This is a genomic window from Lysinibacillus sp. NPDC093712 (assembly GCF_050280025.1).
Classification (GTDB): Bacteria; Bacillota; Bacilli; order Bacillales_A; family Planococcaceae; genus Lysinibacillus.
The window spans coordinates 100,377-116,903 of sequence record NZ_JBNNUU010000011.1 but is presented as its reverse complement, the minus strand read 5'-3'; the positions used below and the strand labels follow the sequence as shown (position 1 = coordinate 116,903).

At 36.9% G+C, this 16,527-nt stretch carries 7 protein-coding genes and 1 riboswitch; of the genes, 3 read left to right on the top strand and 4 right to left on the bottom strand.

Going from position 1 to position 16,527, the window contains the following annotated elements; genetic code table 11:
• Positions 1–261: 261 nt before the first annotated feature.
• Complete coding sequence (locus ACQKNX_RS23640) at positions 262–1,947, top strand: methyl-accepting chemotaxis protein (protein WP_427430995.1); 1,686 nt, start codon at positions 262–264, stop codon at positions 1,945–1,947.
• 130 nt (positions 1,948–2,077) lie between these two features.
• Here the strand turns inward: ACQKNX_RS23640 and thiC are convergent, their stop codons facing one another.
• The 3 genes from thiC to ACQKNX_RS23625 form a co-directional block, all read right to left on the bottom strand.
• Positions 2,078–3,856, bottom strand: coding sequence for a phosphomethylpyrimidine synthase ThiC (thiC, locus tag ACQKNX_RS23635; RefSeq protein WP_427430994.1), 1,779 nt, complete (start codon positions 3,854–3,856; stop codon positions 2,078–2,080).
• A gap of 149 nt (positions 3,857–4,005) precedes the next feature.
• Positions 4,006–4,120, bottom strand: a riboswitch (TPP riboswitch).
• A gap of 47 nt (positions 4,121–4,167) precedes the next feature.
• Complete coding sequence (locus tag ACQKNX_RS23630) at positions 4,168–5,097, bottom strand: AEC family transporter (protein ID WP_427430993.1); 930 nt, start codon at positions 5,095–5,097, stop codon at positions 4,168–4,170.
• A gap of 326 nt (positions 5,098–5,423) precedes the next feature.
• Entirely contained in the window at positions 5,424–7,526 is a 2,103-nt protein-coding gene (locus ACQKNX_RS23625; protein ID WP_427430992.1) for a methyl-accepting chemotaxis protein, read from the bottom strand.
• 207 nt (positions 7,527–7,733) lie between these two features.
• Between ACQKNX_RS23625 and ACQKNX_RS23620 the strand changes: the two genes are divergently transcribed.
• Both ACQKNX_RS23620 and ACQKNX_RS23615 read left to right on the top strand, forming a co-directional pair.
• Positions 7,734–9,386 carry an S-layer protein gene (locus ACQKNX_RS23620; protein WP_427430991.1) on the top strand — a complete coding sequence of 551 codons (1,653 nt, stop codon included), beginning with the start codon at positions 7,734–7,736 and terminating at the stop codon, positions 9,384–9,386.
• A 437-nt stretch (positions 9,387–9,823) separates the two neighbouring features.
• A complete protein-coding gene (locus ACQKNX_RS23615) occupies positions 9,824–11,128 on the top strand; it encodes a hypothetical protein (RefSeq protein WP_427430990.1) in 1,305 nt (434 codons plus the stop codon).
• A gap of 488 nt (positions 11,129–11,616) precedes the next feature.
• On the opposite strand, the gene ACQKNX_RS23610 is transcribed toward ACQKNX_RS23615, so the two are convergent.
• Positions 11,617–15,852: an S-layer homology domain-containing protein gene (locus tag ACQKNX_RS23610; protein WP_427430989.1), complete on the bottom strand. Its 4,236-nt coding sequence runs from the start codon at positions 15,850–15,852 to the stop codon at positions 11,617–11,619.
• Positions 15,853–16,527 lie beyond the last annotated feature (675 nt).

The following is a 16,527-nucleotide window of genomic DNA, read 5'->3' as shown; positions in this document are numbered from 1 at the left end:
CCAAGTGCCACCACTCGTTCTGGAAGGTATCTCCCCCACTCACTGATAATGTAACACAGTGGAATTCAACGATTAAATTCACCTATAGTTATTGTCTTTTTGATTCGTCAATCCCCCATTATCATATAGGTGTTTTTATTAACATTTATATCTATCGATAAATTCCACAATTTCATATTATTTTCATACTCTAAAAAACGATAAGATATCCTGACATTGTTGATTACTGATACAACAAATTTGGAATGGAGGAAAAGAACGATGTCTATCAGAAAAAAACTCTATATTGGATTTGGTACAATTATTCTTTTACTACTAATTATCTCCTCAATATCCTACTATCAACTGAATAACATCAATAAATTGAATAAAGAATTATTTGAAAATCGCGTTAACAAACTTATCCAAGTCGATAAAATTCTTATCGCTGCTGCTTTGCAAGGAAACTATCTTCGTTCATATATGCTAGAACCAGATGACGTAACAATACAAAAGCTTGAGGAGCAAGAACAAATAATCCAAGCTAAAATAACAGAGCTCGACAAACTATTTACTAGCCAAACGACACAACAGCAAATGGACATTATTAAAACGAACCAAGCCATTTTTGAAAATGCTGCACTAGAGATTATCAATACATATAACCCAGATGATATACAATCTGCTATCGATATTCTTAGTGCAAAAGCACATCCTGCAAGAGAGGCAATTCAACAAGCAATTCACGAGATTGCCATTTATGAAGAGGAACAAATACAATTAGCCCGTGCCGAGTCGTCAAGAGCAGAAGCTGTAAGCTCAAATATCATCCTAATTCTCGCTGCTATTTCTATAATTCTCTCCTTTATAATTACGTTCATTTTGACACGAGCTATTACAATTCCAGTTAATAAACTAGCCACAGCGGCAAATGTAATTGCTACTGGTGATTTACGTCAAGAAAATGTAGAAGTAAAAACAAAAGATGAAATTCGAAATTTGGCTGATTCATTTAATGTCATGAAAACTAATTTGCGCTCACTTATTGATAATGTCGCAAAAAATATTGAGTACACGACTTCTAGCTCTGAAGAATTATCGGCAAGTACAGAGGAAGTTTCTCTTACTTCTAGCGATATTGCAAAACGCATAGAAATCATGGCTGAGGACGGTAACCAAGCCGTAGCTGCTGGACAGGATACCTCTACCGCTATGGACGAAACAGCTCGTGGTGTCCAACGCATCGCTGAAGCAACACAAATGTTACATTCAAAGGCAATTGATACACAAACTGTTGCCGACAACGGCGAAAAAATGTTGCAAACGACTGAAAATCAGATGATGGTTATTCAGCAATCATCAGATAAGACAAACGAACTCATTAAACAGTTAAGTTCACAATCAGCTGAAATTGAAAATATCACGAAGATTATTACCGATATTACCGATCAAACCAACCTACTTGCACTTAATGCAGCCATCGAAGCTGCACGTGCAGGCGAACACGGACAAGGCTTTGCAGTCGTTGCTGATGAGGTACGTCAGCTAGCTGAAGAGTCAAAAATATCCGCCAATCAAATTATCAATTTAACTACAAATATTCAGCAAAACACAAGAGAAGTAGAAAAAGCTGTGAACGTCACAGTACAAAAAGTTGATGAAGGCGTTACATACATTCATAATGCACAAACTGCCTTTAATGAAATAATGGATGCAATTGAACATATGGCATCTGAAATTGAAGACGTTTCAGCTTCCACACAGCAAATTTCTGCCGCTACTGAAGAGGTTGCTGCATCAGTTAATGAAATGTCATCTGTGGCAAAAAATGCGGCACAGCAATCCGAATTGATAGCTGCGGCAATTGAAGAGCAAACATCAATCATTCAAGAGGTTAACGCTGTTGCAAAATCATTAAGTGATGAGGCAACAACCCTTCAAGAAGAGATAAATAAATTTAAAGTCTAATAACCAGCATAAAAAGAATAAGTGTTAGATTGACTGCAATCAATCTAACACTTTTTTGCTATATACGCTGTTATCCGATACGACGAATACTTTTCGCACCGTCTACCGTGCTCTAGTTTCTATTTCTTTATCATTGATACAGTCTGCTACCAGCATCTTTGAACTCTTTTGCCTTTTCCTGCATCCCTTGATGGATAGCTTCTGTCGTATTTAAATCTTTGTCCTTAGCATAGTTTCGAATATCTTGAGAAATTCTCATACTGCAAAACTTAGGACCACACATCGAGCAAAAATGTGCCGTTTTTGCTCCTTCTGCTGGTAAAGTCTCATCGTGATATTCTACAGCTCGCTCTGGATCTAACGATAAATTAAATTGATCGCGCCAACGAAACTCAAAGCGCGCCTTTGAAAGAGCGTCATCTCGCTGCTGTGCACCAGGATGACCTTTAGCCAAATCCGCTGCATGTGCCGCAATTTTATATGTGATAACACCTACACGAACATCTTCTCGATTTGGTAACCCTAAATGTTCCTTCGGTGTTACATAGCACAGCATAGCTGTTCCGAACCAGCCAATCATTGCTGCGCCAATTGCTGATGTAATGTGATCATAGCCAGGAGCAATATCGGTCGTTAGAGGACCCAATGTATAAAATGGTGCTTCTTTACAAACTTCCAATTGCTTGTCCATATTTTCCTTAATAAGATGCATTGGCACATGCCCAGGTCCTTCTACCATCACTTGTACATCGTGCTTCCAGGCAATTTGCGTTAACTCACCTAACGTGTCAAGCTCTGCGAACTGTGCCTCGTCATTGGCATCTGCAATTGAGCCAGGTCGTAAACCATCCCCTAACGAAAAGGCAACATCATACGTTTTCATAATTTCACAAATTTCTTCAAAATGAGTATATAAGAAATTTTCTTGATGATGGAATAGACACCACTGTGCCATAATGGAACCTCCACGCGATACAATGCCGGTTACACGATTAGCTGTAAGCGGTACATAGCGCAGCAACACACCTGCGTGAATCGTGAAGTAATCAACCCCTTGTTCAGCTTGCTCGATTAGCGTGTCACGATACACCTCCCACGTTAAATCCTCAGCAACGCCATTTACCTTTTCAAGTGCCTGATAAATTGGCACTGTTCCAACAGGCACAGCAGCATTACGAATAATCCATTCGCGGGTTGTATGAATGTGCTTACCAGTAGATAAATCCATAATATTATCAGCACCCCATCGTGTTGCCCATGTCATTTTTTCAACTTCCTCAGCGATGGATGAAGTTACAGCTGAATTTCCAATATTGGCGTTAATTTTCACGTGGAAGTTACGGCCAATAATCATCGGTTCCGCCTCCGGATGATTTATATTAGATGGCATTATAGCACGCCCTGCTGCAATTTCTGCACGTACAAATTCTGGTTTTAAATTTTCGCGAATCGCTACAAATTCCATTTCTGGCGTAATAATTCCTTGTCTTGCATAATGCAGCTGTGTCACATTACAGCCTTTTTTCGCACGTAAAGGTTTGCGAGAAAGCTTTGGAAAAACATTTTCCTTTATGCGCGGGTCATCCGCGTTGCGGAATCCATTATCCTCGGGCTTAATGGTACGTCCCTCGTATTCCTCTACATCGCCCCGTTCTTTAATCCACGCACGACGCAAAGCTGGTAAACCTTTTGTAATATCGACTTTGTAAGTTGGATCTGTATAAAGGCCACTCGTATCATAAACTCGTATAGGTGCATTATTCTCTTCACCAAAGCTACCCGTTGTGGGGCTTAGCTTAATTTCACGCATTGGCACTAATATATCTGGACGTGATCCTTCTACATATACTTTTTTACTTCCGTCAAAGCTTGTCATAATGTTCATGTTTTTTTCGCTAACTGTTGTCATTTACTATTCCGCTCCCTTTTACGTAAATTATTAAAAGGACCGAATCTAGCCCACTCCAACAAGTAGCATTACAAATAAAAAGCCGAATCCAAAAAAATATTGGATCCGGCTGTACATGTAAGGTTACATTTATCGCAAAGTTCAAGGAGTGCGAAGTTCATTAACTTTCCCACGCTGGTATGAGCCAGATCAGGTCCAAAGGGTCAAGAAACCTCAATGCGTTTCCCTCTCAGCCCGACTCATCGGACTCCCCTAGTTAAGCTATTCAGTTTGATGCTAGTGTAACAGATATTCCTAATAGATGGAAGTCATTAAGTAAATAGTATTTCTGCCATATAAATTACGATTGTTACTGTAATACAGCTAACAATTGTTGAAAAAAGCACCGTTTGTGCAGCGGTTTCTGACCCTAAATCATATTCTAGGGCTAGACTCGAGCTATTACGCGATGTTGGGAATGCACTTGCAATAAAGAGCGATTGGGCCACAACGCCATCTAAGCCGAGTACAAAAATTATTAGCAATGCAACAGCTGGACCTACTACAAGTCGTGTAAAACAGCTGACAAACACAGTTCTATTGAACATTGATTTAATTTCAAGCTGAGATAGTTGCGCACCGAGCGTAATAAGAGCAACAGCGATAAACCCATCAGCAACGTGGTCAATTGGAATACGGAGAAATTGGGGAATGCCAATATTAAAGAAATTCATTGCCACACCGATAATGAGCGCATGAATAATCGGCATTTTCAAGAAGTCCTTCACAATGGCCATACCTGATTTAGTTGAAGAAATTAAATTATATAAACCATATGTATAGGTCGTTACATTTTGAAAAATAACGAGAATAACTTGAATGGCCACCCCAATTGGTTGTGTCACAAAAATCATTTGCGCCACCGGAATGCCATAGTTACCAGAGTTAATGAGTACAACACTATTTTTAAATACCGCTGCCTCTGTTTTCTTTAAACCTAGCCCCTTCGCTATAAAATGACTAAGCACCATTTGACTCCCAATAAAGAGCACAATAAATAATGCCACTTCACCGAGCACCGATAGTTCCACGTTCGTTTCATATAAATTTACAAATACCGCTGCTGGCATAAAACAATATGTAATAAGCTGGGATAGCGCTTTTAAATTAAATTGAAATTTCCTCTGTAAAAACGCCCCAAGTACAAGCAACACCAAAATTGGCGCAACAATTTTAAAGAAAATCATACCGAGATACATCATGGAGGTGGCCCCCTTTCATCTTTCTATAGTAAAACTGTTCCCAAACTGGGTCAATGCCCTCTCCGCTCTAGCTGTTGACATAAAAAGAGACTGTCCTTGGAAAAGGACAGTCTCAACGTGTCTACAAAAAGCATCAAGAAGTTTTACCGGCGATTTCTCAAAGGTTATCGGCGGTTTCCGAGGGTTTATCGGCGATTCCCAAGGGTTTATCGGCGATTCCCAAGGGTTTACCGGCGATTCCCAAGGGTTTACCGGCGATTCTTCCACGTTTTACGGCGATTCCCTCGAGATATTCACTTTGCTTTCGAGAAAATTCAATAGCTTAATTATGCAAGTTTAAATCGATTCACGACTTCTTGTAGCTCTTTAGAGATTTGATTCATATTATTAATTGATTCTGCAACCTTTTGCATTTCTGCCTGTTGATCCACAGCAGATGCACTTACTTGTTCAGCAGAAGCCGCAGTTTCCTCTGAAACGGCAGAAATACTTTGAATCGCTGTAACTGCCTGATCTTTTTGCTCTAACATTTGTGAAAGATTTGACAATAGGTCATTAATTGCCGTTGCAATAGAATGAGAAAGCCCATTATTATCTTTAAAAGCTAGCTCTGTATTTTGCACTGATTCATTTTGGGCTTGCATCAAATTGGCATTTGAAGCAATAACAGAAACCGTTTGCTTCGCGTCTTCTAGAATGCTAGTCACCGTTTTCTTAATCACTTCTGTTTCGTTTTTAGACTGTTCCGCCAGTTTACGAACTTCTTCTGCTACTACTGCAAAGCCTTTTCCATGCTCTCCTGCACGCGCAGCCTCAATACTTGCATTTAACGCTAGTAGGTTGGTTTGCTCCGTTATCCCTTGAATGGATACAATAATTTGGTTAATATTTCTGATGTTGCTAGATAAAGATTCCATCTGATTTTGAATGCGGACATTCATTTCATTTGTTTCAGCATTTCGATCACGTAAGCTTTCAACTTCTTTCATGCCCTGCTCTGTAGAAGCTTTTGTTTTCATCGACAGCTCATCCATTTGCTTGGAAAGCATTGTAATAGCGTCAATTTGATCGGATAAATCAATCATTCGATAATTTGTTTCTTCCGTATCCTCTGATTGTTTCGAAGCACCTTGCGCAATTTCATTAATAGCTACAGATACTTCCTGATTTGAAGCGACAATTTCATTAAATGCTTCATTGACTTCATCTGATGATTGATTAAGTAATGTTGAAGAATTTAATACCGTATGGATGGCATCATTCGTTTTGTCCAGCATATTATTATAGGCTACTGCAACAGCGCCAATTTCATCTGATTTTATAAATTTTTCATCTATTTTTTTAGTTAAATCGCCTTCTGCAGCCGTTTCAATGGATGCACGTAAAACTTTCAAAGGCTTTAACTGTTTAAAGATAAACATCGCACTGGCAGCAGCCATTAAAACTATCATAATGATTGCAGCTACAATCGTAACGATGAGAACTTTATTATACGTTTCTAATATTTTGGATTTAGGTAAAACTAACTGCACTGACCATACTTCGTCAATGTTTTCTAACATCATTGGAGCAAAAGCGTTGAATGATTCTTCTCCAAGCTGCTTAGAGTCTACATACAGACTATCTAGCACCCCATTGTCCATGGATTGTTTAACACTTGTCCAATCAATAGCATCTTGCATATTCGTCCCGTCTAGCTTTTCGTTAATACTATTTACTGTTAACATACCTTGATTTGTAATAATTCCTGCATAACCACCATCAGGAGTAATGGATTCAGCTAATCCCTTTAAAAAATCAACAGATAAATCTGCCGTTAATACGCCAAAATTTTTACCTGAGGCATTAACTAGAGGTACTGCAATTGTCGTCATTGATATCGTTTTACCATTCACGCTATAATCATACGGCTCTGTAAGCACAGCACGACCTTCTTCTGTTGGTATACGATACCAATCAGCCGCATCCGTTTTGTCAATTCCCTCTATAGCATTAGTAGAAGTCTTGTTTCCATCTTTAGTTAAATAAGGTATGAAGCGATTATTTTGATCTATTAATGCAGTGTCGATAGTTGGTCCAACTTTTACAGCGCCATTATCAAGGACGGCACCTACACCAAGTAAGTCCTCGTTTTTCATTAAATTAGTTTCCAGTATATCCATTACACTTTCTGTTGAGAGCTCGTCATTTTTTTGCATTGCTTCAACAATACGTTTTGTCGTTTGTAATGTATCATTGGCTTTCTTAAACCGTTCGCTCATCTTCGCAGCAGATAATTCTGCGTTTTGAAGCGTTGCATTTTCTGAATCATTGACACTTTGATTATGTAGAATAACACTTGTAACCAATGTATAAGCAATAAATAACACTAAAAATAATCCTAAAATTAAAGAAGAGAGTTTTAAAGCAATACTTTTTGGTTTTTTCATTACAAACACCTCCATTTTTATAAAATAATCATAATGTATGGACCTATGTATCACAACAATAAATAATCTAATTTTACCAAGTCAATTAAAGATTTCTAATAAAATAAGTGATTTTAGGACTAGGATCTAATATCCATCCCCATTTTTACTAAATTTTATTAAAATATGTTATATTAAGTAATAAATGCTATGATCGGAGTGAATAAATTGAAAAATAAAGCACTAACTACTTTAATGGCAACCGCTATTACAGCAACCTTAGTTTGGCCCATCCCAAATGCCAGTGCTACTTCTAGTGAAGTAACTGCAAATCAATCACATTTCAATGATCTTCAAGCAAAAGGGCGAGTAGCTACATCAATACTTTCGGGAGAAAAGTCACTTACCATTACAAATGTGACATCCGATACAGTTCGTACTTCTCTAGGACAATTCAAAATTAGCAATGCACTAAAGCCAATTTTTAAAGCTACGAATCGTCAAGCTTTAATGAATGCTGATGCGACAGTAATTGTTAAAAACGATGAAATTACAAGTATTACTGCACTGACATTAAAAAATGCTGGTACAAACAAAAAAGCTGTAGTTTTTGATGGTGGCGATGCTAAAATTGCCGGAGATGTAACGGTAAATGCTGATTACATTAAAATTTTAAATTTAAATATTGCAAGTGAGCTTACTGTAACGAATCGAGTAAAAAAAGCAATTACAATTGATAACGTTTCCATCGGGGATACTATTACTTTCAAACCTTTAGCCACTAGAAAAATAGAATGGTTATACGCTTCACTAAAAGATATTGAAGCACCTAATATTATCGTACAACGCACTAAGTTAAACATTACTGCCGATAAAATCGTCCCATCTATCAATGTGAAAGACAAAGTTACTTCATTTGAGGTGACGGCTGATGTAAAAAAATTGGTGATTGATGTTGAAAATGATTTTAGCCTATATGGAGAAGGTAAAATTGAAGAAGTGATTGTCAAACATGGAGCGAGAGTTGCTTTAGATTCTGCACATCAAATTAACAAAGTACAGGTGGACGCTAAAAATGCAAAAGTGACCATGCCAATCGTTAACAAGACTGAACTGAGTAAACTAGTTTCTTCTCCTCCATATGTTACTGTATCAATTAATGGTAATGAAATTTTATTTTCTGATAAATGGACAACACAAGCTGAACGTACAGTATTCGAATCTGCCGTAGCCAATGCAAGAACAGTAGCCAATAATACAAATGCATCACAAGAACAGGTGCTTAATGCTATTACGCAGTACAAAAATGCTTTAGCAAATTATCAAGCTGTCCAAAAGGACGGCAAAAAGTATTCTGCTGGCGATAAAACTACGCTTACAACACTTATCAATTCTGTTCAATATGTCACTGTATCTTATAATGGCTATGAGTTAGCTTATAATACACCTTGGACAACGCAAAGTGAGAAAGATACTTTAGTTTCTGCTGTCACATCAGCTCAATACGTCGTAAATAATTACTATTCAACATATACTGATATTTCAAATGCAATTACTAATTTAGAAAATGCCATTTGGAATTATAAAAATGCTTATAAATACAGCAACAACGGATACTATGTTGATAAAACATCGTTAACTTCACTTATTAATTCCATTGCATATGCACAAGTTTCACAATATGGAACTGAAATACCGTATTATCAACAATGGACAACACAAGAAGCCAAAAACATCATAGATTATTCTATTCAACAGGCTTATTACGTCATAAATAACTCCTATGCAACCCAACAAGAAGTGACAAATGCAATTAGTAATTTACAAAGTGCAATCTATTATTATGAGAGTGCAAAAAACTACGGCTCCCAGACTTATTAATTGAAGGGACTCTGCTCTACGTAGAGTCCTCCAGAGTGTTGACAAAATGCATCAAGAAGTTCAAACCCTTGATGCATTTTGTCATTTTTTTATCTTTTTGATGCTCATAAAAAGTAAATTTCTCTACCAATGCTACGTTCAGTTGATTGAAGCGGAGGGCAATGACTCCTTAGGGACGCACAAAACATAAGACGCAACAAACAGCGAGTTAGCAAGGGTTTCGGCTTACGGAGTGCTGAGCGGAAAGCAGCCACCCGTAGTGGAAATCAGCCCGCTCTCTTTATCACTGTAGAAATTTCGGAAGCGCTTCTATTGGTAGTAATGATATATTATACTATAAAAAACCACTGACCTTTTTACCTATTAACCTAAAATATGCATAAAAAATCCTTAAGCTATGATAAAATTAGTATTATTAAAATAGGAGGTTTGCCCGTATGAAACATAAAAAAAGCCTAGCCTTGCTTGCTCTAGTAGCCGTTCCATCACTTATTTATTCAACACCTATAACGTCTGCATCAGCTGCCGATACCTCGACACATGCAAAGACGGCATACATATATAATAATAATTACTACTATAATTCCAACGTGCAGAATGTTATACAGCTTATTTCAAATATTAATGATACATCATTTGCGTTTCAGGCTTACTTAGAGGCTGCCATCAAAGCCTACAATGCATTGACAGAAACTGAAAAACAATATGTTACAAATTACTCGACCTTATCAAATCACCAACAAACAAGAGTAAATTATCGTAGACTAGCTGCTCAAATTGAAGCAAAATTGGCTTCAGTCGATTCTACTTCTGTTAACTATTATCAAAACGTTATTGAAACGAGAGATTGGTACAACACATTAAATGCTGCGCAAAAAACTTTTGTCAGCGCCGAAACACAAAAAATATTGACATCGTCGATTACACCAAATACTTCTATCGATAAAGTTGTAAATAAAATTCAACTATTAAACGCCTCTCGTCTTAGCTTCCATAAAGATGTGGCTGAAGCACGAGCAGAGTATAATGCATTAAGAAAATTCTCAAACGTTTATTTGCCTACTGGTATTGAACAGCTTTTACTAGATGCTGAACACGTCGTTACGATGGATAAGGCCGCTGCAAAAGAAGTCGAAAATGCCATTGCAGCTTTATCGCCGAAAACATCTACAACGCACGATGTACAAGCAGTAAAAACTGCCTTCGAAGCATTAACGCCTGTACAACAACAGCTTGTGCCAAATGTGTGGATATTAGTAGACTATGTAAAAGGAAAATATAAACTACCAGCTAAGGGCAATACGATCAAAACACCAGAATTATCTGATTCTGCTGCAGTACCAGGGAAAAATACGCTGATGTCGAAAAGTCGAAACACATATAAAGCAAAAATCAATGTTGCTGATTCTGAAAATGACAATGAACGCTTTGTATTAACAACAAAGGCAAATATGGTTGTTATCATTCCACCATTGAATACGCTCGTTAATGAAGATTTTGGCGTAATGGACATTCAGCTTACAAGAAATTTAAATCGCATTACGTTCCAAGCGGTATTAAATAAAATGCCTGCTAAATTCGAAGCAAATATCGAAATCATTTTAGAAAATTTACCAGAGAATTCTTCTATCGTTCAAATCAATGATTTTGGAGACCACGAGCCTGTGTCCTATACAGTCAATGGCAATCAATATATCATTGAAACGCAAACATCTGGTACATTCCAAATTGTTAGAAATTAAATAAATTCCCACACCTTGATTCCAGTCAGTCATTAATGGGTGTGGGATTTTTTCTTTTGTCCATATAAAAAAGACACTAGCCATTATAAATGGCTAGTGTCTCATCCTATAGGTAAACTCGGAGTTTTTCGAGTTTGTCTATAGTCCCTTTTTTATTTAAAACTAATAGAGGGGATGTCTACTGCCGTTGATTTCCGCTACGGGCGGGCGCTTTCCGCGGGCACATCGTCAGTCGCAACCCTCGCTAACGCCCTTTCTGTTGCGTCTTACGTTTTGTGCATTCTGAGCAGAAGTCGCCCGCCCTCCACTCCAATCAACTTCAAACAGCTTTATAGAGAGGGGATGCTCGAAAAGTATGGCAAGACGAAAGTAAGAACCCATTTTTTACAATAAAAATAACAAAAGGGATTAAGATTTTTATTCTTAATCCCTTTTGTCGACAAGCTGAGACACTAGCCATTATAAATTGCTAGTGTCTTTCTATTGATTTATTGTGTTCTAGACTGAATTAATACGTAATTTAATGCAGCTGGATCTTTTGAAGCTTTTGCGTACACAATATTTCCATATTTATCTTTCGTGAACAGATAAATTCGCTGATCTTTTTGGAATATGTTTGTTTTACTTGAACTACCTCCAGTTTGGATTGCTGTAAAGGTCTCTGCCATACTTGCATCGGAAGGTGCTGTAATCTTACCTTTACCGTAAGAAACAATCGCTCCACCAGGAATATACGTAAAGTTATTACTATCTGCATTGGCAATAATACTTTCAATATTATCAAGTGATAGATCATATCCGTCGTTCAGTACTGCGTAGTAATAGTGCTGATCCCATGTAATATCAGCGTTCAGATTCGCAACAACTTGAACCTTCTTAGAAATACTTAAATTGCTTGGGAATTCCGTATCTGGTAATAATGTCGCAGAAGTAATTGTATTCTCTTTTGTTGGATATTTGTACTCTGCTCTATCTTTACTAAATGTCCAGCCGCCTTTATCTTTTGCGGTAGCATTTACGCTGATGTCAAAGCTTTGTTTTACTTCATTAGCAAACTTGATAATTAGCTTACGAGATTCCCAATCCCTTGTGCCTGTAATATCAAGCCAGCTTGATGTGTAGGTCGGTGTAATAGCTGTTGTAGTACCTGGCTCAACTAATGTAAAGTCAAATCCTGTATCGATGGCCTCTGAAAATGTCACTTCAAATGTTTTACCATCAAGTCGTTTAAAGATTGGATCTTGAACTTTTGGCGGTGTTCCATCTGCAAAGAATGTGTATTTCATCACACCATTAGGTAAGGCTATTGTTTTATTTTGCTTCTCATCAAATGTATAAACTTTTGATTCTGTCCCTTTTTGTAGCATCGTTACGTTATTATAACGATCCTTTACAACAACATATAGCTCATACTGTTGATGTGGCGCAAGTGTTAAAGAAATCTCATTTGTATCTTTACGCATGCTGCTCGTCATTCCTTTAGCCATTACTTCTTCAGGAGTTGTTGGTCCAGGTGTTGAGTCGCCTACATTTCGAAGAACGTAGTAATACGAACCGTCCTCGTCTGACATAAATTTGAAGGTTGCTTTTCGATCCCCTTCTAATATTTTAATGGACGTATTGTCGATAACTGGTGGCGTACGGTCATCAATAACATGTTTTGTTTGAATATCCGAGACATTCCCTGAACGATCTCGCAATACCATATAAATCGAATAGCTCTTAAATGGATTTAAAGGCGGATCCGTATTAGGTAACGGAATTGTCACCTTTTGTTTTCCTAACTGTGCTGGCTTATTACCGCCACTACCGATAATCGGTATGTCCTTGCCTCCTACATTAAATTCTTTTGAATTTAATTGCACAGCTTCGATTAATCGTAAACGATCATCACGTGTTAAATTTAAATCTGATTCCATAATTAAATAATGATATGTTCCTGCTTTTGTTGCATTGAATTCGACAAGTGTCTGATCTTTAGCATTATTAATAGCAGGTTCACCGATAATCGTTAAATATGGCCACTCACCATCTCTATGAATATACTCTGCTGTATTACGCGGAACACTATTCACTGGTGCATTGTTAATATTCTCGAATTGATTATCAGCTAAATCTTTTACGTTTGGAGAAATCGTTACGACCAAGTTATCTCCATTAACAAAACCTGTTAAAGATGGGATTGTGAAAGTTAATCTTTTTTGAGCTTTATTGTATACTACTTTTTCAGGGCGAATCGGTTTTTGTAAACCTTGGTTAACAATACCTGTCCCTGTCAGTTCATAGTTTTCCACTTTCTCAGCTGAAGTTAGATCTAGTTCTTCACTTACTGTTACATAAAATTCATTTTTAATTTCATCTTGTAAAACGAGTTCTCCGCCAACAATGTATGGAGGAATATTATCTAAAGCGCCTGTTTTGAACTCTTTAATCGCTTCTTTTGGAATTGGGTCAACTGAATAATTGCCTGACTCATCTTTCATTACTACATAAAGTTGATACGATTCTTCAGGGTCTAAACCTGTCAGTAATCCGTCAACTTTCAGTTTACCAGCAACAGCCTTCCCCTTACCTGTTGGTTTAGCAACAATATCTGCTGTTGTTGGATCTGCGGCAGTTGTTTTTTTACGCACATAATAGTAGTATTCTCCAGGTTCACTCGCATTAAATGTAAATTCTGCACGTGTCCCACCATGTAGAGGGTTTACTGCTAGCGATTTTACGACTGGTGGTGATGAATCTTTCATTTGGAATGACTGCGATTTAATATCCGACGTATTTTTCGCTCCATCTACTACCATTACATAAACAACATATTCTTTTTTCTCGCCTAAATTAGTTACTTTAAACGTGTTTTTGCCATTGACGGCTGCAGCTGTGCCACTTGCTACATTATCTGTAGATATACGATTGACCATCTCTCGTTTTGTTGGTGCTTCCCCATTTTTTTCACGAACGATATAGTAATACGTTCCCACTTTATCTGATGTAAAGTCTACTTGAACATCACTACCATTCAATACGCTTACATTTGTAATATCGATTAACGGCTTTGTTTTATCTGCTGGCTTTTGATTGTCAATATCATCTTTATCGATTGGTTTACCATCTGGGTCTGTAATATTTCCTATGTTATCTTTATCATCTAAGAAATCATCGAAAATATTATTTGGTCCTTCGTCTTTTGGAAGAATCACTTTGTCGATATATGTGTAGTCACCAATATCAATCCAGCCATATGCATTATCTACATAAAGCGTACCTACACGACCATCTATATAAAGTTCTAAATCGGTATAGCTATTGTAATTAATCCAGTCGATATTGCTCGTTCCATATATCGTTAGCTTTGTTTCTGTATCCAAATTCAGCGTACCGATATTGCCTTGAATCTCAAATTCACGTACATTTCCGATAATATCTACACGTGGTAGCTTTTTATTTGTTTCAATTTTTGTACCACTTTGAGACACAACTAGTCTTGATACAGTACTATTGTAAAATTCAATATGCTTTTCGACATTTTTCATCGTTACTTGATCTTTTGACCAGTTTTCAAAAGGTTTGTTTTTATCTGGATTTTGATTTGAATCCGTCCAGTTTTGAAGATCGCTCGAAGAGTTACTATTCGATGAGCTTTCTCCTTCTTGCTTATCAGGATTAGACCAGTTGATAAATGAAAAATTATTGCTAGCTACACGGCCAATTGCTAATGGCTTATAGTAAGAAACATCTAAATGTAACGGGGGGCGTACCGTTTCGTTGACTAACATTGTGCCTGTTAATGTTACATTAGCAAATTCAATATAATTCCCATTTACAACGATTGTGCCACCAAAAGATTTATAGTCACCATCAAAATGTAAAAATCGTGAACTCGTACCACTTGCATTCAACGTTAACTTTGCGACAGAATAAAGTGTTTTTCCTGAGAGGTCACCCTCAATAAATGCACCTTTTAGTGCATCTGCATTATATTCATTGAAAATATGTGAAAGGCTTTCTGGTACTGTATACGGTTCAGCATTTATGTAAACAATATCATCCTCAACACCAGTAATCTTATATGTTGATGCATTGCTTTTTTTCTCTTGTGAACGAACTATAAAGGAAGCAATTTGTCCCCGTGTTACCGCATTGAATGGAGAGAATGTGACAGGTGTTGTGCCTTCTGTAATTTGTAAATCTACTAAAGTTTGAATATAGTAGGCATTACTCGTTTGGCTATTTACATCTTGGAAGCTATGATTAAAATTCGATGCTACTTCGAATTTAAAGCCCAGCACTAAAATTTTGGCTAACTGTCCTCGCGTAATAACTTCATTTGGCATGAATGACCCACTTGCATAACCAGACATAATCCCTGCATTTTGCAATGCTGCTACATACTTATAATATTCATTGCTCTTTGGAACATCTTTAAAATAGGGATCTTGTACATTTTTTAAATCTAGCTTTAAAACTGTTGCCAGCATTTTTGCTGCTTGACCACGCGTTACATTTTGATTTGGTCGAAACGTTTTATCTGCAAACCCACTAATTGCACCTTGAGAGTATAATTTTAAAATATTGTCATAGTGACTTGAATATTGATTAATATCTACAAATGGTGAAGTAGCTGCTGCTACTTTTTGTGGTGGTGGTACGACAACAGCAATCCCGCTAGTAGCAAAAACAGTTGCAATAAGTGCTTTGTTCACTTTTTGGATTTTTGTTTTATCCATCTCACTCTTCCTTTCACATATAATTAATACGTAAAAATATCATTTTCATCATACCCTTTATATCGACAGGTAGATAGAGAACCTTCATAGTATTTCTAAAATAATGGAAGAAAGTCAGATACAAAATAAAAAAGCCAAGAAGCATCGGTGCTTTCTTGGCTTTCCCAAAATATAGGCATACATCATATCATACTTGTTCTGTCATAAGGGAAAGGGGGATAACCTTAAGTCTTGCCAAGTTGATCGAGAGATGTGTCCCGAGTTTACGTATTATTTACATCAATAGCTTGCCCAAATTATTGTTCTATTATTCAAATACCCGTAATCTTAAAAGGTAAACATGTTTATGATTAGATTTTTTAATTTACGAAAGTTCTATCGGCGATTTATGGGCTCTTGCAGGCGATTATGTAATTTTATCGGCGATTTCCTCGAGGTTATCGGCGATACACCCACTTCTATTGATATTTCGCCATTAATACCCATCTAATTTATAAATATTTTTACTTTTATTGTTATTGCAACATATAATTTTCTGATAAATTAATTTATAATGAAAATTAACATAGGCAATCTAACGCATCTTCTGTTATAATACTGAATAAAATAAACACAATCTGTATTAATACAGAATTTTATAAAACACGCTTTTCGCACTATGGGGATAATGAGAAA